The 18778-nt window shown below is 71.2% G+C and carries 18 protein-coding genes; 6 read left to right on the top strand and 12 right to left on the bottom strand.

Annotated elements, in window-relative coordinates; translation table 11 throughout:
- Positions 1-35 precede the first annotated feature (35 nt).
- Positions 36-428: a nuclear transport factor 2 family protein gene (locus ACIBG8_RS33790; RefSeq protein ID WP_397347127.1), complete on the top strand. Its 393-nt coding sequence runs from the start codon at positions 36-38 to the stop codon at positions 426-428.
- Here the strand turns inward: ACIBG8_RS33790 and ACIBG8_RS33785 are convergent.
- The 3 genes from ACIBG8_RS33785 to ACIBG8_RS33775 are packed head-to-tail and all read right to left on the bottom strand — an operon-like array spanning position 413 to position 3126.
- Positions 413-1072 carry a TetR/AcrR family transcriptional regulator gene (locus ACIBG8_RS33785; RefSeq protein ID WP_397347126.1) on the bottom strand — a complete coding sequence of 220 codons (660 nt, stop codon included), beginning with the start codon at positions 1070-1072 and terminating at the stop codon, positions 413-415. The two genes, ACIBG8_RS33790 and ACIBG8_RS33785, sit on opposite strands and share 16 nt — an antisense overlap.
- A 12-nt stretch (positions 1073-1084) precedes the next feature.
- Positions 1085-2569, bottom strand: coding sequence for a class I adenylate-forming enzyme family protein (locus tag ACIBG8_RS33780; protein ID WP_397347125.1), 1485 nt, complete (start codon positions 2567-2569; stop codon positions 1085-1087).
- Between the two features lie 2 nt (positions 2570-2571).
- Complete coding sequence (locus ACIBG8_RS33775) at positions 2572-3126, bottom strand: VOC family protein (protein WP_397347124.1); 555 nt, start codon at positions 3124-3126, stop codon at positions 2572-2574.
- A gap of 47 nt (positions 3127-3173) precedes the next feature.
- Here ACIBG8_RS33775 and ACIBG8_RS33770 point away from each other — a divergent pair, with 47 nt between their 5' ends.
- Complete coding sequence (locus ACIBG8_RS33770; protein ID WP_397347123.1) at positions 3174-4277, top strand: alpha/beta hydrolase; 1104 nt, start codon at positions 3174-3176, stop codon at positions 4275-4277.
- A gap of 9 nt (positions 4278-4286) precedes the next feature.
- A complete protein-coding gene (locus ACIBG8_RS33765) occupies positions 4287-5045 on the top strand; it encodes an IclR family transcriptional regulator (RefSeq protein ID WP_397347122.1) in 759 nt (252 codons plus the stop codon).
- Here the strand turns inward: ACIBG8_RS33765 and ACIBG8_RS33760 are convergent.
- The 5 genes from ACIBG8_RS33760 to ACIBG8_RS33740 are packed head-to-tail and all read right to left on the bottom strand — an operon-like array spanning position 5038 to position 8497.
- Positions 5038-5790: an SDR family oxidoreductase gene (locus ACIBG8_RS33760; RefSeq protein ID WP_397347121.1), complete on the bottom strand. Its 753-nt coding sequence runs from the start codon at positions 5788-5790 to the stop codon at positions 5038-5040. The genes ACIBG8_RS33765 and ACIBG8_RS33760 overlap by 8 nt on opposite strands.
- The gene (locus ACIBG8_RS33755; RefSeq protein WP_397347119.1) at positions 5790-5984 is read right to left on the bottom strand and encodes a hypothetical protein; all 195 of its coding nucleotides are present in this window, start codon (positions 5982-5984) and stop codon (positions 5790-5792) included. Before ACIBG8_RS33755 ends, ACIBG8_RS33760 begins: the two co-directional genes overlap by 1 nt.
- The gene (locus ACIBG8_RS33750) at positions 5981-6490 is read right to left on the bottom strand and encodes a 3-phenylpropionate/cinnamic acid dioxygenase subunit beta (RefSeq protein ID WP_397347118.1); all 510 of its coding nucleotides are present in this window, start codon (positions 6488-6490) and stop codon (positions 5981-5983) included. Before ACIBG8_RS33750 ends, ACIBG8_RS33755 begins: the two co-directional genes overlap by 4 nt.
- Positions 6487-7809 carry a Rieske 2Fe-2S domain-containing protein gene (locus ACIBG8_RS33745; protein WP_397347117.1) on the bottom strand — a complete coding sequence of 441 codons (1323 nt, stop codon included), beginning with the start codon at positions 7807-7809 and terminating at the stop codon, positions 6487-6489. The genes ACIBG8_RS33750 and ACIBG8_RS33745 overlap by 4 nt, the downstream gene beginning before the upstream one ends.
- Positions 7802-8497 carry a class II aldolase/adducin family protein gene (locus tag ACIBG8_RS33740; RefSeq protein ID WP_397347116.1) on the bottom strand — a complete coding sequence of 232 codons (696 nt, stop codon included), beginning with the start codon at positions 8495-8497 and terminating at the stop codon, positions 7802-7804. Before ACIBG8_RS33740 ends, ACIBG8_RS33745 begins: the two co-directional genes overlap by 8 nt.
- A 48-nt stretch (positions 8498-8545) precedes the next feature.
- On the opposite strand from ACIBG8_RS33740, the gene ACIBG8_RS33735 reads away from it, so the two are divergent.
- Both ACIBG8_RS33735 and ACIBG8_RS33730 read left to right on the top strand, forming a co-directional pair.
- Complete coding sequence (locus ACIBG8_RS33735; protein WP_397347115.1) at positions 8546-10006, top strand: class I adenylate-forming enzyme family protein; 1461 nt, start codon at positions 8546-8548, stop codon at positions 10004-10006.
- On the top strand, positions 10003-10950 hold the full coding sequence (locus tag ACIBG8_RS33730) for an LLM class flavin-dependent oxidoreductase (RefSeq protein WP_397347114.1): 948 nt from the start codon (positions 10003-10005) through the stop codon (positions 10948-10950). The genes ACIBG8_RS33735 and ACIBG8_RS33730 overlap by 4 nt, the downstream gene beginning before the upstream one ends.
- Here the strand turns inward: ACIBG8_RS33730 and ACIBG8_RS33725 are convergent.
- The 4 genes from ACIBG8_RS33725 to ACIBG8_RS33710 are packed head-to-tail and all read right to left on the bottom strand — an operon-like array spanning position 10943 to position 17258.
- Positions 10943-13033: a DUF3488 and transglutaminase-like domain-containing protein gene (locus tag ACIBG8_RS33725; RefSeq protein WP_397347113.1), complete on the bottom strand. Its 2091-nt coding sequence runs from the start codon at positions 13031-13033 to the stop codon at positions 10943-10945. The genes ACIBG8_RS33730 and ACIBG8_RS33725 overlap by 8 nt on opposite strands.
- On the bottom strand, positions 13030-14109 hold the full coding sequence (locus tag ACIBG8_RS33720) for a DUF58 domain-containing protein (protein WP_397347112.1): 1080 nt from the start codon (positions 14107-14109) through the stop codon (positions 13030-13032). Before ACIBG8_RS33720 ends, ACIBG8_RS33725 begins: the two co-directional genes overlap by 4 nt.
- A gap of 1 nt (position 14110) precedes the next feature.
- Positions 14111-15100: an AAA family ATPase gene (locus ACIBG8_RS33715; protein WP_397347111.1), complete on the bottom strand. Its 990-nt coding sequence runs from the start codon at positions 15098-15100 to the stop codon at positions 14111-14113.
- A 1-nt stretch (position 15101) separates the two neighbouring features.
- Positions 15102-17258 carry a hypothetical protein gene (locus tag ACIBG8_RS33710; protein ID WP_397347110.1) on the bottom strand — a complete coding sequence of 719 codons (2157 nt, stop codon included), beginning with the start codon at positions 17256-17258 and terminating at the stop codon, positions 15102-15104.
- 153 nt (positions 17259-17411) lie between these two features.
- Between ACIBG8_RS33710 and ACIBG8_RS33705 the strand changes: the two genes are divergently transcribed.
- Positions 17412-18620: a hypothetical protein gene (locus ACIBG8_RS33705; protein ID WP_397347109.1), complete on the top strand. Its 1209-nt coding sequence runs from the start codon at positions 17412-17414 to the stop codon at positions 18618-18620.
- Positions 18621-18778 lie beyond the last annotated feature (158 nt).

Here is an 18778-nt window from a genome sequence, read left to right as displayed (position 1 = left end):
AAGCTCAGTTTCAGTTTCGACCAAGGGATGCCATCATGAACGATGCCCTCATCGACCGTTTCTTCGCCGCCATCGAGGCGGGCGACGTCGACCTGGTCCGCGCCCTCTACACCCCTGACGCGGTGATCTGGCACAACGACGACCTTTTAGAGCAGAGCGTGGAGGACAACCTGCGGGTGCTCGGCGGGCTGCACCGCGTGCTGTCCGACCTGTCGTACGAGGTCGTCAGGCGGGCCGAGGTGCCCGACGGCGTCCTGCAGCAGCACGTCCTGCACGGCCGCCTGCCCGACGGGCGCGAGGTCGCCCTGCACTGCGCGATGTACCTGCGGGTGCGCGACGGGCGGGTGGCCCGCATCGAGGAGTACCTCGACTCGGCCCAGCGCACCCCGATCCGCGAGGCGCGCGAGGCGCTTCAGGGCCGCCAGTAGATCGACTTCACCCAGACGGTGGCCAGCGTGTCGATGGCGCGCTCGTCGTCGAACGCCGTCTCGATGCGCTCGCCGCCCTGCCCCTGCCAGATGTAGCAGAAGTGCTCCAGCATGGCCGACAGCGCCGAGGCGGTGAGCACGGGGTCGATGCCGGGGCAGTAGCCGTCGGCCTGCGCCCGCCTGATCTCGGCCGCGATGCGCTGCAGGGCCTCCGCCCTGATGTCCAGCCACCGGTCGAGGAACTCCTCCTCCAGCATCGAGGCCTGGAAGATGCCGATCAGCTCGCCGCGCCGCTTGCTGTAGGTGCGCCAGAACCCGGCGACCGCCTCCCGCAGCGCCGCCTCGCGCGACAGCCCGCGCCGGTACGGCAGCACGGCCATCTCGGTGGCCTCCTGGTGGAACTCGCCGGCGAGCGCGGCCAGGAGGTCGGCCTTGGTGTCGTAGTAGTTGTAGAAGGACGCGACCGACTTGCCCGCCTCTGCGGCGATGTCGCTGATCTTCGCGTTGAGGTAGCCGTCGCGGGCGAAGACCTTCCTGGCCGCCTCGCGCAGCGCCTCGTCGGTCTCGCGGCCCTTCCTGGTGACCTTCTTGTCCGCCCTGTCCGCCTCGACCTTCCTGGCAGGCGTGAACGTGTGTTTCCTCATCGTCGCACCAGCCTAGGACACACGCCTGGTCCTTCCCGTCCAGTACGGCTCGCGCAACGGCTCCTTCAGCACCTTGCCCGTGGCGTTTCTGGGCAGGGCGTCGACGAAGGTGACGGCGGTGGGGCACTTGTACCCGGCCAGCCGTACCCTCGCCCACGCGACCAGGTCGGCCTCGCTGCCCTCGCCCGCCACCACGGCGTGCACGCTCTCGCCCCAGGTCTCGTGCGGCACGCCGATCACCGCCACCTCGCGCACGCCGGGGGCCTGGGACAGGACGGCCTCGACCTCGGCGGCGTAGACGTTCTCGCCGCCGGTGACGATCATGTCCTTGAGCCGGTCGACGATGGTGAGGTAGCCGTCGGCGTCGAAGACGCCGATGTCGCCGGTGCGGTAGAAGCCGTCGGGGGTGCGCGCGGCCCGGGTGGCCTCGTCGTCGCCCCAGTAACCGGGGACCGGGATGGCGCCTCTGACCTGGATCTCGTCGTGCTCGCCCAGGCGCACCTCCCAGCCCAGCGACGGCCGTCCCGCCGAGGCGAGCCTGCCGCGCGCGGGGTCGTGGTCCTCCGGGCCGAGCGTGGTGATCGGCAGGGGGCCCGTCTCGGTGCTGGCGTAGTTCTGCCTGAACCGGCAGCCCAGGGTGTGGACGGCTCGCTCCAGGGCGTCGGGGTGGATGGGTGAGGCGCCGTAGACGACCTCGACGAGGTCGGGCAGCTTCACCCCGCGTGCGCGCACCTCGGCCTCGACGGCGTTGATCAGGGTGGGGACGAGCTGGGTGAGCTGGATGCGGCGGCCGATCAGCTCGTCGACGAACGTGGCGGGGGTGAAGGCGGACATGAGGTGCAGGTTGCCGCCGGTGAACAGCGAGTAGGCGAGGTTGGCCAGGCCTGCCGCGTGGAAGAGCGGTAAGGCGCTGAGGTGCCTGGCGCCGGGGGCTGCTTCCGGGACTTCGAGCTTCATGAACACGATGGCGGCGACGAGCATCTCGTGGCTGATGGGGACCAGCTTGGGGCGGCCGGTGGTGCCGCTGGTGTGCAGCAACAGGCACGGCTCCCCACCACGCAACCGCTCGACCGGCCGCTCGGGCACCGCATCATCAGGCCTTGCCCGCTCAGCGCCGTCGCCCAGTCGGCCTCCCATAGCCAGCACGTCAGCGGCCACGAGCCCTGCGCAGGCATCGTCGGCCACCACCCTTCGCGCTCCCGCCAACCCCACCAGCGCGGCGAGCTCGGGTGGCGACAACCGCCAGTTGAGCGGTGCCGGCAGCGCGCCCGCCCGCACCAGCCCGAAGAGAGCGGCAACCCACTCGACGCTGTTGTGCGCCACCATCGGGACGACCTCACCCGGAACCACCCCGGCGGCGGCGAACCGGCCAGCCTCCCGCTCGACGGCGGCAAGCAGCTTCGCGTAGGTGAGCGACCCCCCGCGCTGGTCGCTCAGCGCCACCGTGTCAGGGGTGACGGCGGCCCGCCACTCCAGCACGTGAATCCACGACACCATGGTCAGCGCCTGTCGGCGGCGGTCTTCGGGGTGTGGACCACATCTCCCGGAGCGCCCATCTCGCGGCGCCAGCACGCGAACTCCAGCAGGATCCCGTCCGGGTCCTGGAAGTAGAACGAGCGCACGTACACGTCGTCGGTGAGCGTGGTCGAGAACCCCAGCGGGCTGTCGTCGTGGTCGATGATCGGGCTGACCCTGACCCCCTTGGCCTTGAGCTTCGCCCGGTACTCCAGGAACCGCTCCTCGGGCACGTGCATCGCGACGTGGTTCATCGTCCCCACCGCCGACGTCCACTCCCCGATCCCCGGTACGGTCACCGGCTGCGAGACGCCGGGAACCCCGTCCGGCGCGTCCTCGAACCAGAAGAACGCCAGCGCGTTACCCCCTCCCATGTCGAAGAAGAAGTGCTGCCCAGCCCCCTTGGGGAACTCCACGGTCTTGATCAGCCGCATCCCCAGCACGTTGGTGTAGAAGTCGACCGTGCGCGCCATGTCGGAGCAGACGAGCGCGAGGTGGTTGACCCCGCCGATCTCGAATTCCGGATTCTGCCAAGCCATAAAACTGAATCTAAACTTAGTTTCAGAGATGCGCTAGTGTCGGCCGCATGAAGGAGTTCGTGGGGCTTCCCTCGCCCCTGGTCGGCCGGGCGGGCGCGGGCGGGCATCCCTGCCAGGGCGTCTACCACCGGCCCGACGGGCAGCGGCCCAAGGTCGCGTTCATCGCCACCCACTACAACATCGACTTCTCCGAGCACTACCTCGCCTCCTACCTGGCAGAACGGGGTTACGGCTTCCTCGGCTGGAACACCCGCTTCCGCGGCGCCGAGCCGTACTTCCTGCTCGACCACGCGCTCGCCGAGATCGGCGTCGGGGTGCGCTGGCTGCGCGAGCAGGCGGGCGTGGAGACGGTCGTGCTGCTCGGCAACTCGGGCGGCGGCTCGCTCATGGCCGCCTACCAGTCGCAGGCCGTCTCCCCCAACGTGGTGCCGGTGGCCGGAGCCCGTCCCGTCGAGGCAATCGAGGACCTGCCGGCCGGTGACCTGTTCGTCGCGCTGGCGGCGCACTCGGGGCGGCCTGAGGTGCTGACCGCGTGGATGGATCCGTCGGTGACCGACGAGACGGACGCGCTGTCCGTGGATCCGGCGCTCGACCCGTTCGACCCGGCGAACGGCCCGCCGTACAGCGCGGAGTTCCAGCGGCGCTACCGCGCGGCGCAGGTGGCGCGCAACGAGCGCATCACCGACTGGGCGCTGGAGCGGCTGGAGACGCTCAAGGGGACGCGGGCCCGCGACCAGCTCTTCAACCTCTACAGGACCTGGGCCGACCTGCGGATGATCGACCCGTCGATCGAACCGTCCGACCGCAGGCCCAACTGGTGCTACCAGGGCGAGCCGGTCAGGGCCAACTACGGCGTGTTCGGCATCGGGGCGCTGTGCACGCTGCGCACCTGGCTGTCGATGTGGAGCCTGCGCACCTCGCAGTGCATCGCCGGGCCGCACCTGGCGCGCATCACCGTGCCGTCGCTGGTGGTGCACGCCACCGCCGACGCGTGCGTGTACGACAGCGACGCGCGTTCGGTCTTCGACAGCCTCGCCGCGGCCGACAAGCGGCTGGAGTTCGTCAAGGCCGACCACTACCTGCAGGAGCCGGGCGGGGCCAGGACCGAGGGCGCCGACCTCATCGCCGCGTGGGTGGCCGAGCGCGTCTAAGCTTCTGCTGTGCAGAAAGCCGATCCGCCCGCGTACCCCATCTCCTCGGTCGACAACGCGTTGCGCCTGCTGGGGATGTTCAGGGAGCACGAGCGGGTCCGGCTGTCTGACGCCAAGGACTACCTGGGCGTCGCGCACTCCACCGCGCACCGACTGCTGGCGATGCTGGCCTACCACGACTTCGTGCGCCAGGAGGCGGACTCCCGCGCCTACGTGGCCGGGCCGGCGCTGGTGGAGATCGGCCTGGCCGCGGTGGGGCACATGGACATCCGCGCCCTGGTCAGGCCGGTGCTGGAGGAGCTGGCCGTACGGTTCGCCGAGACCGTGCACCTGGCCGTGCTGGAGGGCGGGGAGGTGCGTTACCTCGACGCGGTGGAGAGCACGCGGGCGTTGCGGGTGGCGGCGCGCACGGGGTCCAGCTTCGCGGCGCACTGCACGGCGTCGGGCAAGGCGCTGCTGGCGGCGCTGGGTCCCGTCGAGCTCGCTGCCGTGTTGCCCGGCGACGGGCCGCTGGCCGCGCAGACGCCCAGCTCGATCACCTCACGCGAGCAGCTGGCCGTCGAGCTCGCCAAGGTGCGCGAGCGGGGTTACGCGTTCAACCGCGAGGAGAGCGAGGAGGGCGTCGCCTCCGTCGCGGCGGCCATCCCGGCGGGCAGGCACACCCCTCCTGCGGCGCTGGTGATCTCCGCGCCGCTGTCCCGCCTGCCGCAGGAGCGCGTGGAGGAGATCGCCCAGGCCCTGCGCGCCGCGGCAGCCACACTCACCTGATGCCGATGCCACCGTCGGAGTGGATCGTGGTGCCGGTGATACCGCGCGCCCGGTCGGAGGCCAGGAAGACGTAGCTGCCCGCGTGGTCGGCCGGGGTGAGCGCCACCCCGAGCGGCGTGCGCGCCTTCAGCTCCGCCTCCCGGTTCCCGTTGGGGAGGGTACGGCCCGCCTCCCCGAGCGCCTGGGAGCCGCGCAGCTCGGTGCCGAGTGTCCCACCGGGGGCGACGCCGTTCACCCTGATGTCGGGGGCAAGCTCGTGCGCCAGCGCGAGCACGCTGCCCCGCACGGCGAACTTCGACCCGACGTACAGGACGCCGCCGCGCCCCGGGTAGAACCCCGACGTCGACACGGTCAGCACCACGCTCCCGCGCGACTCCCGCAGCGCGGGGAGCGCCGCCTTGACCGAGACGAGGTGGCTCCTGACGTTGACCCGGTAGATCTCGTCGAAGGCGGCGTCGAACGCGTCGTCGTCCAGGTCGCCGAGCCCGCGGTAGAAGTCGAAGACGCCGACGCAGTTGACCAGCACGTCCAGCCGGTCACACGCTTCGACGACCGCCCGCGTGTCGGCCAGCGACAGGGCGTCGCCGCACCGCACGACCTCGCCGGGCAACCGTTCGCACTTGGCCGGGTCGATCTCCAGCGCGGCCACCCAGGCCCCCTCCGCCACGAAGGCGTCCAGCACCGCCCGCCCGATCCCGGAACCCGCGCCGACCACCAGGGCGCGCCTGCCCTCCAGCCAGCCCATCAGTGCTCAGGCCCGTGCGGCGTCTCCAGCAGCCTGGAGAACAGGTCGTGGTCCTGCCAGGTGAGCGTCTCCAACTCCAGCGGGCACAGCAGGATCTCCCGGCCGCTGTGCGGGCTCGCGATGCGCAGCCGTACCCCGTTGCGGGTGGTGACCGCCTCCACGGTGACCTCGGCGTACTCGTTGGCCAGCCTCACAGGAAGATCGCCAGGTTCTGCGTGCGCAGCACGGACTCGTCGACCTGCACCTCGCGCCTGGCCAGCCGCAACTCCCCGCCGACCCTCCTGAGCAGATCGGTACGGCCGGCCGAGACGGTCTCCGCCTCCCTGGTGTCGCCCCTGCTGCGGAACAGCAGCACCGACGACTCCACCAGCAGCCCGTCCCCGGTCGCGAACGCGCGCACGTTGGTCACGAAGTGCCGGGTCCGCGACGGCGGGTCCTCCGTCCAGGCGTGCTCGGTGGCGAACCGGTCCACCCGCTTGCGCAGCGAGTAGAGGTCCTCGTCGAAGTGGCCCATGTCGGCGAGCGCGTCGAAGGCCGCGCCGCGCGCCGTCGTGACCCGCACCGGCATGACGTACCGGATGTCGTCGCACATCAGCGCCAGCCACCCGGCGAAGTCGTGCCGGTCGAGCAGGGCCGCCTCCTCCACCAGGAACTGGTGCGCGTCCTGGTGGTCGGGCTCGGTGTAACGCAGGGGGTTCATCGTGCCTCCAGGTGGTCGGCCCACATCGACAGCCAGTGCCGCTGGTTGAACTCGCCGAACCCCTGCCGCGCCTCCCCCGGCCCGGAGAAGCCGGACATGGGCGGCTTGATGGGGTCGCCGTCCGAGGTCAGGCCCATGCGGCTGTTGAGGTGGAGCCGGTGCGCCATCGACCCGGACGCCATCTCGGTGATGGACACCCAGTTCTCCACGTCGTCCTGCTCGAACATGCCCGAACTGCCGAAGCACATGACGTACGCCTTGGAGGAGTCGCGTTTGAAGCTCTCCGGAGCCTGGCTGTCGACGGCGAACCAGGACAGGATCTCGGTCTCGTTCTGCGACACGGGCTGCCACTGCCGTACCGAGATGAACGGGACGACGGTCCCCTGGTCGTCGATCTGCGGCCAGTTGTGCACGAAGCTCAGGTTCGGGAAGAGCGTCGCGGCCGAGACCATGAAGCCGTCGTCCTCGACCAGCGCCCGCTGCGGGCCTGTCCAGGCGGACCGCATGCGCTCGATCATCTCCGGCGGGTAGCCGACGTAGGCGAGCTTCTCCGCGAAGTCGCCGGGCGGCAGCTTGTAGGTGGTGCCCGCGCCAGGACCGGCCAGGTAGAGCGCGCCCTCCTTGCGCTTGCTCGCCTTGGGCTCCCTGAACAGCCCGATGTCGACGACGCTCGCGTGCGTGTGCGGGGTGTGGTAGCTGTCGCCGGCGAAGTTCTCCGCGCCGATCTTCCAGTTGGCCTTCACCCGCCAGCGCTGCGGCCCGCGCAGCTCCAGCCCGCCCTCGCTCTGGCTGGCGTAGAAGTCGAGGTAGAAGGCGAAGTCGCCGAGGAAACCCCTGAGCGGGGGCGCGTCCGCGTCGAGGCTGACGAAGACGAAGCCCTGGTAGGTCTCCATGGACGGCGCGGGCAGCAGCCTCTGGCCCTTCCTGGCGAAGCCGTCCTCGCCGCCGTAGGCGTCCTGGTGGAAGGGCAGCCCGACCAGCCGCCCGTCGTTGCTGTAGGTCCAGGCGTGGTACGGACAACGGAAGTGCGAGGTGTTGCCCAGCTCCGCGCGGCACACCTGCATGCCCTTGTGCAGGCACATGTTGAACATCACCCGCACCTGCCCCCGCTCGTCGCGGGCGACGATGAAGGAGTCGGCCAGGACGCGGCGCACCACGTAGTCGCCGGGCGACGGGATCTCGGACTCGTGCGCCACGAACACCCACGACCTGGCGAACAGCCGGTCGCGTTCGAGCGCGAAGATCTCCTGGTCGTTGTAGACGAAGGCGGGGATCATGCCCTCCCGCACGTCGGCCAGGACCTTGTCCAGCTCAAGCACCTGATCTCCCTTCCAGGTAGCGCCAGATGGCCTCCTCGTTGAGCGCGGCCCCGAGGTCGGGCAGCTCGGCGAGGTCCGCCTCGGGCAGCGGGCGCAGCGTGCCGCCCGCCCGCACGACGTCCAGGGACAGGCGGGCCAGATGTTCCAGGCCGACCGCCCTCGTGACCGCTTGGGCGAGGGTGGTTCCGGTGACGGTGACGCCGTGGCCGCGCAGCACGCAGACCGGGCGGTCGCCCATCGCCTCCAGCATCTCCGCCGCCAGGTCGGCGCGCCGGATGAGGACGGCGCGCGGGTAGACGGGCACGCCATCCCTCACCAGCCGCATCGTGGGGATGTCGTAGGCGCCGACGATCGGCAGCAGCGGCACCCCGGCGAGGTCGGCGGCGACCAGGGCGGGCGGATGGGCGTGCACGACGGCGTTCACCCCGGGGTGGCGGCGCAGGGTCTCGGCGTGGATGGGCAGCTCGGCGGGCACCTTGTAGCCGCCGGGCAGGTCGTACGGACCGTCCAGCGGGACCTCGTGGATGTCTTCTGCCGAGGTGTAGAGCAGGCCGCGTTCCCGGGGTCCCCTGCAGCGGATGAGCATCCCTCCGGGCGTGCGCAGACTCACATGCCCGAGGACATCTCTGGCCAGTCCCTGATGAGCAAGCACCCGACAAGCCACCACCACCTTGTCCGGAAATTTCATGCTTCGGAAGTCTGCCCTGCAGAAATGATTTCTGCAATGATCGGGCGCATGCAGAGCTGGATCCATGTTCTGGAGTGGCGCGCCACGGTCTGCCCCGACGTGCCCGCGCTCATCGACGACAGGGGAACCCGCCTGACCTACGCCGAGCTGCTCGACCGGATGGAGCGTCGGGCGGGCGGCTGGGCCGCGATGGTGAAGCCGGGCGACGTGGTGGCCGTGATGGCGAGGAACAGCGCCGACTTCTTCGTCCACACCTTCGCCCTCATGCGCGCGGGCGCGCTGCCCGCCCTGGTCAACTGGCGACTCGGTACGGCGGAGCTGGACGACCTCTTCGACCTGCTCCAGCCGGTGGCGGTCGCGGCCGACGCCGAGTTCGCCGCCACGCTGGAAGGCACCGGGGTGGTGATCGGTGGCGGGGCCGTCGAGGGCTGGACGTCCGGCGACACGCTCGACGCGGACCCTCCACCCCGGCCGGTCGAGCAGCTCAGCGGCAACGCGCCCATGGCGCTCGTGCACACCAGCGGCACCACCGGCCACCCCAAGGCCATCCCGCTGCGCCACGGCGCGCTCATCACCAGCGTCGCCGCGTTCGCCCTGGAGATCGGCGACCAGGTGCGCGGCTCCCGGCACCTGCAGCTCATGCCGCTGTTCCACCTGGGCGGGCTCGGCCAGGCCATGCAGGTGTTCCTGACCGCGGGAACCCTCCACGTCCCGACCGCGTTCAGCCCGGCCGCGACCCTCGACACCATCGAGCGCGACGGGATCGAGTTCTTCACCGCCGGCCCCTCGCTCATCGACCTGCTAGTCGCCGAGTTGCGCTCGCGCAGCCGTACACCTGACCTGTCGTCGCTCGTGGAGATCGCCTACGGCTCCGCCCCGATCACGCCGTCGTCGCTCGCCGCCGCGCTCGACGCGTTCGGCTGCCGGTTCCGCCAGATCTACGGCAACACCGAGAGCCAGAGCATGATCAGCCTGCTCGCCCCCGAGGACCATCGCCCCGACCACCCGCACCTGGCCAGCGCGGGGCGGGTCTCGTTCGGCTGGGAGGTGAGGATCTCCCCCGAGCCCGTCGGGGAGCTGATGATCCGCGGCGAGTGCCTGTTCGACGGCTACTGGCGCGACCCCGAGGCGACGGCCGCCGCGTTCGACGACGGCTGGTACCGGACCGGCGACATCGCCAGGCTCACCCCCGACCGCTACCTCTACATCCTCGACCGCGCCAAGGACATGATCATCAGCGGCGAGGAGAACATCTACCCGGCCGAGGTCGAGAACGTCCTCTCCGCCCATCCCCAGGTCGCCGAGGTCGCGGTCATCGGGCTGCCCGACCCGCGCTGGGGCGAGGCCGTGCACGCCGTCGTCGTGCGCGGGGGCGAGGTCTCCGCCGAGGAGCTCATCGCCTGGAGCAAGGAGCGGCTGGCCGGGTTCAAGTGTCCCAAGAGCGTCAGGTTCGTCGAGACGCTCCCGCGGACGACCACCGGCAAGGTACTCAAGCGGGAGTTACGATGACCCGGCTCGGACTGTCCATCGCCTCCCACAGCGGCCTGCGCGCCGCGCAGATCGGCGCGCACGCGGCTGCCGCCGAGCGGGCGGGCTTCGCCGCTGTGTTCGTCGCCGAGGGGCACGGCGACGCGCTGTCGCTGTGCCATCCCGTCGTCGCGGCCACCGAGCGGGTCACGGTCGGCACCGCGGTGGCCAACGCCGCGCTCCGCTCCCCCGTGCTGGCCGCCAAGGCTGCCGTCGCGCTCGACGCCGCCTCGGGTGGGCGGTTCGTGCTCGGGCTCGGGGTGGCGAACACGATCATGAACGCCCGGTTCGGCCTGCCCGCGATGCCGCCGCTGCGGATGATGGAGGAGTACGTCGGGGTCGTGCGCGCGGTGCTTTCCGGCCGTACCTTCTCCGGCGAGCTCTACCAGAGCGGGCAGATCCCGCTCGACCACCCGCCGCACCGCGCCGGCCTGCCCATCCATCTGGCCGCGCTCAGCCCGCGCATGCTGGAGCTGGCCGGGCGGATCGCCGACGGGGTGATACTCAACCTCATGTCGCCTGACCAGACGGGTGAGGCGGCCGCGCGGGTGCGGGCGGCGGCCGACGGGCGGCCCGTGGAGATCACCTGCGTCGTGCACTGCTGCCTGGCCGACGATCCCGGCCTGGCGGCCGAGGCGGCGCGGGCGGTCGTGCCGCGTTACGTGCTGCACCCCTCGGTCGCCCGGCTGTTCGCCGGGCACGCCACCGCGCTCCAGGCGGTCGCCGAGCTGGTCCTGGCCGGTGACCGTACGGCTGCAGCCGGGAAGGTGCCGCAGGAGGTGGCCGACGCCTTCGTGGCCTCCGGGTCGGCCGAGTCGATCCGGGCGCGGGTCGAGGAGTATCGCGCGGTGGGTGTGGATCTGCCGGTGTTGTTCCCCATGCCGGTGGCGGGCGACTGGGGCTACGAGCGGGTCATCGCTATCTGAGGAGGAGGCGGCGGCGCAGGCGGGCCTTGAGCGGGGTCTTCTTGCGTACCTGGGCGCGTACGGCGTCGCTGCGCCGCCACGCCTCGTCGGCCGCCTCGGCCGCGACGTCGTCGGGGGCGTAGCGCACGAAGTTGGAAATATCCGCCAACGGCCTGAGGTGGCTGGAAATGTCGCCCGGGTGGCGGTCGACCACCTCGGCGGCCGTCAGTGCAGGCTGGTGGCGCAGCCCCAGGTCGTCGCAGGTCTGCTGCCACGCGCCCAGCACCTTGCCCTCGGGGTCGGGCACGTTGCGCCGTTTGCGCCTGCGCCACCACGGCAGCGCCAGGGCGACGACGACGTAGACGAGCAGGATCGCCGTGCCGCCCGCCGGGACGGCCACCCACAGCGGCACGCCGTCCCCCGGCTCGGTACCCTTGCCGCCGACCGGCCGGGTCGCCTTGGGCTTGTCGGTGCCGCCCTGGCTGAACTCGCCCTCCAGCTCCTCGCTCTCCTTGATCTGCTGGGAGACCACGTCGTGGTCGTCCTTGGCCCCGCTGCGTCCTGGCGTGGGGTAGAAGGGCCGCCAGCCGAGCTTCTCGAACCTGATCTCCGCCCACGCCATCACGTGCCCGGACTTGACGTGATAGACGCCGTTGACGGCCTCGCCAGGACGGAAGCCGACCACCACCCGCGACGGCAGCCCCAGCGTCCTGGCCATCAGCGCGAACGACGTGGCGAACTGCTCCGACGTGCCCCGCTGCGTGGTCTGCAGGAAGAACTCCAACCCCTTGAGCGAGTGTCCGGGAGGCGCGGTGATGTCGTATTTCGCGTTCGCCCGCAGGTAGCCCTGCAGCCGGTAGGCCTGCTTGATCGGGGTGTCCGCGCCCTTGGTCGCCTCCTGGGCCAGCTCGCGGAACAGCTTCTCCTGCGGGCTCGCGGGGAACTCCACCAGCGCCGGATCCTCAACCGGCCGCGCGTCGAGCAGCTCCGCCTTGGACGGCTCCGCCACCCGGGACAGCACGTGGTAGGTGAACCCCTTGGCCGGTTGCTCGGCCGCCAGCAGCGCTCCGCTCGCCGGATCGACGGCCAGCCCCGGCACCCCGGACACCTCGGCGGGCCGTTCAGCCGACGGCAGCCACGTGCCCGGCAGGCCGTCGAACGTGACCGTCTGGTCGACCGTGCCCGTCTTGCCCGTCCAGTCCCCAGCCGGGACGCGTCCACCTGTCGGCTGGAAGCGGGCGGACGAAGTCCAGCGGACCCCGTCATACCGGTCGAGTACGGCCAGCCGCCAGTTCGCCGGACGGTCGGACTTCACGGTGAACAGCTCCCGGTCGGGGAGCTGCAGCCACGCCGAGACCCGGTCGAGCGGGCTCACGCTGTCCACCCTGACGGGTGGCGGCAGGTCGACGTCCTTCCTCGGGTTGTACGGCTCAGCCGCGATGGGCAGCAGCGGCCCGGCCACCAGCGACACCGCGGCGAGCACGGCCGCTGCCGGGATCCCGGCCAGCAACCACACGGGCGGGCGGTCGTCGCGCAGCAGGCAGAGCGCGGCGGCGAGCACCAGCAGGACGGCTGCGGCGGGCAGGTTGGAGCCCTCGCCGTCGACGCCGAGCAGCAGCGCCACGCCGTACACGAGAAGACCGGGGAGGGCGGGGGCGAGGCGGGTCCGCGTGCGGGTGAGGGTCTCCGCGCCGGCTACGGCGGCCAGCCAGACGAGGGTGTGCACGAGGATGAGCAGGCGCGGCTCGGGGGTGGCGGGAAGGAGCGTGGTGAGCAGGGCCTCCCAGGAGTTGGCGAGGTCTCTGACCAGGCCCGGCGCGACGCCCTTGTAGAGGGGGACGGTGGCGGCGAACCACAACACGACGTTGAGCACCAGCGACAACCACAGCGGGCGCTTGCTGGTCAGAGCCGCCACGAGCACGGGGACGACGGCCGCCGGGGCGACGGCGAGGAGGAGCTGCGTGCCGGGGAAGACCCGGTGGAAGGCCCATCCGGCCGTCGCGCCGATCGCCGCGACCGCGACGAGCCCGATCACCCCACGCCACGTCAGCGGCCGCCCCGGACCCTCCGGGCCACTCGTCGTGGGGCGACCCCGGCGGCTCATCGGGAGCTCCAGGCCACGGGCAGGGCGTCCAGGGTCGTGATGGGGGCCATGGTGACGCCAGGCGCGCCGGCCATGCCCTCGCCGACGAAGACGCAGATCACGCGGTCGAACCTCTTGCGCACCCCGGCCAGCCGTCCCGCCTCAGCCGGGTCGGCCGTGACGAGGACCAGCGAGCCGCCGCCCTTCGCCATCCTGACCGCCTCGGTGACCCCGTGGTCGCCCGCCCGCACCAGCGCGAGGCGGTCGAGCACCAGATCGGCGTCCGCCTTCGTCTCGGCCAGCGGTCCCTCGCCGGTCAGCAGCCGCACAGGGAAGCCCGCCCGCGCGGCCGCCACCGCGACCGAGGCGGCGGCGTCGACGGCGAGTTCCGGCAGGTTCCTGGTGTCCAGGACGACCGTGGTGGTGGGCAGGCTGGCGTCGATGAGCTGGCGGACCATCAGCGTGCCCGTGCGGGCGCTCGACTTCCAGTGCACGTGACGAAGGTCGTCGCCCACCACGTACTCGCGCAGGGTATGGAAGGTGACCGTGCCACTGGGCGCGTTGTCGCTGGTCGGGCCCTCCAGGTGGTGCGCCCTGCCGGACGGCGCGACCGGCAGCGCGACCGTGCGCGGGCGGACGAGGAGGGTGGCGGCCTCGCCGTACTCGCGGACCCTGCGGGTCAGGCCCAGCGGGTCGGCCCGCACGAGCAGCAGCGGGCCCACCGGGATCTCGCCGCGCGTGTCGGTGGGCAGCGGGTAGGAGACCATCTTCAGCGTGCCCCTGGGCAGGCGCGGCAGGTCGACGGTGTGCTCCGCCGTACCGAAACGGTCGCGGGCCCGCAGGCCGGACAGCGCCCATCTGCCGTGGTTGGTGACCTGCAGTACGGCTACCGCCGCGTCGCCGCGCGGCACCTTGAGCGGGGTGACCTCGCGGCGCACCTCCAGCTTGGGCTTGGGGGCCGTCCAGGCGAGGGCGGCGGCCAGCGCGAGCAGGCCGCCGGTGGCCAGGACGACGGGTTCCGGGTAGCCGAGGGCGAAGCCGATCCCGTAGAGGAGCACGGATCCGGCCAGCGTCCCCCAGCCCAGCGGTGTCAGCACCCTACGCCGCCTGCGATACCGGCATTCCGGCCAAGATCTCGGCCAGGACGTCCTGCGCTGTGCGCTCGCGCAGCTCGGCCTCCGGGGTGAGGATCAGCCGGTGGGCGAGCACCGGGATGGCCAGCGCCTTGACGTCCTCGGGCACCACGTAGTGGCGGCCCTGGGCGGCCGACCTGACCCGCGCCGCGCGCAGCAGCGCCAGGCTGCCCCGGGGGCTGGCGCCGAGCCGCAGGTGGGGGTTGGTGCGGGTGGCGGCGACCAGGGCGACGATGTAGTCGTAGACGGGGTCGGCGACGTGGATGCGGGTGGCGAAGTCGATCATCCCGCCGACGTCCGAGGCTCGGGCGACGACCGGGAGGCGTTCCACCTGGGGGCCGGTCGGCATGCCCTTGAGCACCTCGACCTCGGAGACGTGGTCGGGGTAGCCGACGGAGATCTTCATGAGGAAGCGGTCGAGCTGGGCTTCCGGGAGGGGGTAGGTGCCGTCCATGTCGACCGGGTTCTGGGTGGCGACCACCAGGAACGGCCTGGGCACGGGGTGAGGCTCGGAGTCCACGGTGACCCTGCGCTCCTCCATGACCTCCAGGAGCGCGGACTGGGTCTTGGGGGAGGCGCGGTTGATCTCGTCGGCCAGGACGATGTTGGCGAAGACCGGGCCGTGGTGGAACTCGAACTTCTGGTGGGCCTGGTTGAAGATCGACACACCGGTGATGTCGCTGGGGAGGAGGTCGGGGGTGAACTGGATGCGCCGCCACTCGGCGTCGATGCTGGCGGCGATCGACCTGGCCAGGGTGGTTTTGCCTGTTCCCGGGACGTCCTCGATGAGGAGGTGGCCTTCGGAGAAGAGGCAGATGAGGGCCAGGTCTATGGCTTCGCGCTTGCCTCTGATGACGTGCTCGATGTTCTGGGCGAGCAGGTGGAAGCGCTGGGCGAACTGGCCCGCGAGGGTGGCGAGGTCGGCTGGCTGCTGTTCGTAGTACTGGTTGGTCATGTCAATCCGTGCATTCGAAGAGCGGCGCCGCCGGGAACCCCCCACGCGGCGTGGTCACCATCGTGTCGCTGAAGTAGCCATTGCCCCACTGCGACTCGATACGGTCCCAGACGTCGCTGGTCTCGCCCGACTGCGTGTCGGTGACCGACTTGCCCTTGGCCTGGCAGATCACCGTGATATTGCCATAGGTGTCCTTGGGGATGCTGCCGCAATCTCCCGAGCCTGATGGGCTGCAACGGATCAGCGAGTTGGTGTCGCCATTGTTCTTGTTCTGGTAGGTCTGCCGTGGATACGCCAGGTCCACCTGCGCTGATGCCGCGTCCTGGCTCTCCCCCGCCGCGTTCTTCGCCTTCAGCTTGAACTCGTGCTTCTGGTTGTTCTGCAACCCCTCCACGCTGAACGACGTGCCCTCGAGCCCGCTCTTCGACGTAGCCCCCGACAGGATGTACGTCACCCCGTTGTCCGCATTGGCCGGAGCCCCCCACGTCAGGTCAGCCCCCTTGTTCTTCGCCTTCGCCGCGAAGTTCGACGGCGCCCCGGGCGCCACGCACGGCCGCGCACCACCGCTGGGGTCGGACTCCACCTCCCCGCCCTCCCACTCGGCGACGACCGTGAACGTGTACTCCTTCGCGCAGTCGCCCCCGCTGAACTCGAACTGGAACGGCCCGTTGGCGTCCACCGACGACGGCGACACCTTGCCGTCACCCCCGGACACCTTCACCGTGTACTTCTTCACCTTGCCGCCCGTAGCCGGGCTGAAGTTGATGTCGATCTTCCCGGGCCCCGACCTGGCGCTGACCGAGCCGGGCTTGCTGGGCGCGGTCGGCGTGGGAGTGGGTGTCGGCGTTGGGGTCGGCGTAGGCGTGGGAGTGGGTGTCGGCGTGGGAGTGGGCGTCGCCGTAGGAGTCGGCGTCGGCGACTTCTTGGGGGTCTTCGTCGGCCCGGGCTCGTCGTCGTCGCTCTTCGTCGGATCCGGGTCCGGCTTGCCGGTCGGGTCGGGACGGTTCGTGTTCGTCGGCACCGGGTTCGGGGTCTGCTTCGGCTTCGGGGTGTTCGTGGGGCCGGGGACGTCGGTGTCGTCCTTGTCCACCTGGTGCTTGCGCCCCTCGGGGTCGATGACGACCGCCTTGTCGCCGTTCTGGTCGTTCGCCCAGAGCAGGCCGTCCTTGACGAACACCTCCAGCGGGCCTGGCTCGTCTGCCACCTGGATCGTCGTGGGGCGGTTGCCGGAATCGGCGGTGTCCCACACGATCAGGCCGCCCGTGCTCTCGTCCGGCACGTAGACCTTGCTGCCCAGCACCTGCGGCACGCCCGGCCTGCCCGCCGCCAGCTTGGTGCTGAGCACGGCGTTGGACATGGTGTCGATCACCACGAGCAGCCCGTTGGGGCCGGGCACCAGGAGCGGCACCAGCGAACCCTCGGTCGAGGCGGGTGCGAGCACGCCGCCCTTGGCGGCCTGCGCGACCTCCTTGGGCAGGGTGATCTCCCCGGCTCCGCCGTCCGAGCCGATGATGACCGCGGTCGCGGCCCGGGTGTTGGTGATCACGGGCAGGCTGCCCGCGACGGTGACCGCGAGCTCCTCGCCGGGCTCGCCGACCTTCACCCCTCGTTCCTGTACGCCGGAGGAGATCGGGACGACCTCGCCCTTGGCCGTCACCGGCACCCAGAGCTTGCCGCCCCCGTCGATGCGGGGGGCGCCGAGCGGACCCGGCAGCTGCAGCGCCGTACCGACGGAGTTGAGGGTGGACGGGTCGATCTGCTGCACCGTGCCCGCGGGGTTGACCGCGTAGGCGGCGGTGCCGGACACGACGAGCTGCATGCCGACGGCGCCGAAGTTGCGCGTCTGCGCGACGTCGAGCTGGCTCGGCTCGATCCTGCTGACGAAGCCGGACTTCTCGTCGACGAGCAGCACGGTCGAGCCGTCCTGGACGACCTTCAGCTGCTTGCCGGCCGTGGCGTCGAGGTAGCCGTCCACCTCGCCGGACAGGCCGTTGACGTGCACGACCTTGCCCTTGACCTTGGTCCAGAGCCAGGCGCCGACATCGGCCAGCTTCGGGTTCGCGCTCGACACGCCGACCCCGAACACCGCGGCTGCCGCGACCAGACCGGCCACCACCACCGCGGCGACCACCGCCGTCGCCCGATCGCCCCGGAGCATGCGGATCCCCATCCGTCACTCACCCCGTATGTACGATTACTGAGAGTTTGCCCCCGTTTTAACAGGGCTCACCCTAGCGGTCACCCACCCCGGACGTCAGGTTCCCTTCAAGATGGTCCGAGACTGTCGGAGCGAACCCGTACCTTAGAGCGCGTGCTTGAGGAGCCCCTGACCCTTGACGCCGCGCTCTCCGAGGAGGCGGTGCTGTCGACCTATCGGCGCATGTTCGCCGCGCTCGCCCGCGACAGCGGAGCGGTGGTCGAGGACCCGGCGCTGGTCGACATCGCCGAGACGCTGTTCGCCGCGTTCGCCGAGGCGGGCGAGGAGTGGCTGACCCACGACCAGATGCGCCACGCGTGCCGTTCGTTCACCTCCGAGGCTTTCGAGAACCGGCTGCGCGTGCTGCGCGGGCTCGGCGCGATCCGCGAGGTGTTCCCCAAGCCCAACCAGCTCCGCTACCGCGCGTCGTTCACCAGCGTGGTCGGGCTGATGTTCATCCGGCGGATGATGGACGACGGCGGCCAGTCCGAGATGCACCGGCTGCTCGCCCTGGAAGACCTCAACGTCGCCGACCCGCGGACCACGATGGAGGAGGCGCGGGGCTCCGCGCTCAACCTGGCGCGCGCCTTCCGGCTGTGGGCGCTGGAGCTGATCACCCTGTCGTCAGGGACGATCGAGGAGCTGCGCGAGCAGGCGCCCAAGCTGTGGGGCACCGAGGAGATCGCGCGGCGGGCGCAGGGGTTGCACGGCACGATCCTGACCCGGTGGCCCGACCTCGACCGGGTCTGCACGGATCTGCGCTCGGCCATCTACGCCTACAGCGACGCCTCCCGCCGCGCGGCGGGCCGCCTGGCCGACTCCGCCGGGACGACCCGCAACCTGACGCTGCTGCCCACGGAGACGTGGCGCACGTTCACCCAGACGGCGTCGAAGGAACGGCTGGCGGCGGTGCTGGACGGCTTCGTCTTCGACGCGCCGGCGCCTTGGCACGATCCAGCGGCGATCGCCCGCGCGGTCGACGAATCTCCCCGCCCAGCCCCCGCCCAGCCGACGCCACCCCGCTCCGCCCTCCCTGACTCGGGCCCCGGCTCGGTGATCGAACCCCCAGGCGCAGCGGTCGCCCGCCTGGCCGAGGTAGCAGAAACCGCCCTGTCCGGAAGCAACCGGGTAGCCCTGTCCTCGATATTGGGCTCCGACTGGCCCTCGGCTCGGCGCCTGCTGGCCGACCTGACCAGCGTTGACCTGCGGCCTGAGCTCCCGTACCGCCTGGTGTGGTCGGACGGCCTGACCATCGACCCCTCGGCCGAGCCCACCTGGCTGTCCCACGGTCACCTCGAGCGCACCGAGGAGCCCACCCCATGACCACCCCCAACACCCCGGACCGCACCACCCCCTCGCCGGACTCGTCGGCCAAACCCACCGCGCCCACGCCCACCCCCGCCTCCTCGGCGTCCCTCACACCCACCCCGGCTTCCCCGGGGTCCCCCACGCCGACCGCTGATTCTGTGGGGTCGCCACCA

It is taken from the genome of Nonomuraea sp. NPDC050556, from assembly GCF_044457355.1.
Lineage (GTDB): Bacteria > Actinomycetota > Actinomycetes > Streptosporangiales > Streptosporangiaceae > Nonomuraea.
The sequence above is the reverse complement of the archived record's forward strand: the minus strand, read 5'-3'. Positions and strand labels throughout refer to the sequence as shown.

Excerpts from the sequence above, each read along its gene's own strand:
- ACIBG8_RS33790 (WP_397347127.1), top strand. The coding sequence starts at position 36 with ATGAACGATGCCCTCATCGACCGTTTCTTCGCCGCCATCGAGGCGGGC.
- ACIBG8_RS33785 (WP_397347126.1), bottom strand. The coding sequence starts at position 1,072 with ATGAGGAAACACACGTTCACGCCTGCCAGGAAGGTCGAGGCGGACAGG.
- ACIBG8_RS33780 (WP_397347125.1), bottom strand. The coding sequence starts at position 2,569 with ATGGTGTCGTGGATTCACGTGCTGGAGTGGCGGGCCGCCGTCACCCCT.
- ACIBG8_RS33775 (WP_397347124.1), bottom strand. The coding sequence starts at position 3,126 with ATGGCTTGGCAGAATCCGGAATTCGAGATCGGCGGGGTCAACCACCTC.
- ACIBG8_RS33770 (WP_397347123.1), top strand. The coding sequence starts at position 3,174 with ATGAAGGAGTTCGTGGGGCTTCCCTCGCCCCTGGTCGGCCGGGCGGGC.
- ACIBG8_RS33760 (WP_397347121.1), bottom strand. The coding sequence starts at position 5,790 with ATGGGCTGGCTGGAGGGCAGGCGCGCCCTGGTGGTCGGCGCGGGTTCC.
- ACIBG8_RS33750 (WP_397347118.1), bottom strand. The coding sequence starts at position 6,490 with ATGAACCCCCTGCGTTACACCGAGCCCGACCACCAGGACGCGCACCAG.
- ACIBG8_RS33740 (WP_397347116.1), bottom strand. The coding sequence starts at position 8,497 with ATGAAATTTCCGGACAAGGTGGTGGTGGCTTGTCGGGTGCTTGCTCAT.
- ACIBG8_RS33735 (WP_397347115.1), top strand. The coding sequence starts at position 8,546 with ATGCAGAGCTGGATCCATGTTCTGGAGTGGCGCGCCACGGTCTGCCCC.
- ACIBG8_RS33730 (WP_397347114.1), top strand. The coding sequence starts at position 10,003 with ATGACCCGGCTCGGACTGTCCATCGCCTCCCACAGCGGCCTGCGCGCC.
- ACIBG8_RS33725 (WP_397347113.1), bottom strand. The coding sequence starts at position 13,033 with ATGAGCCGCCGGGGTCGCCCCACGACGAGTGGCCCGGAGGGTCCGGGG.
- ACIBG8_RS33715 (WP_397347111.1), bottom strand. The coding sequence starts at position 15,100 with ATGACCAACCAGTACTACGAACAGCAGCCAGCCGACCTCGCCACCCTC.
- ACIBG8_RS33710 (WP_397347110.1), bottom strand. The coding sequence starts at position 17,258 with ATGCTCCGGGGCGATCGGGCGACGGCGGTGGTCGCCGCGGTGGTGGTG.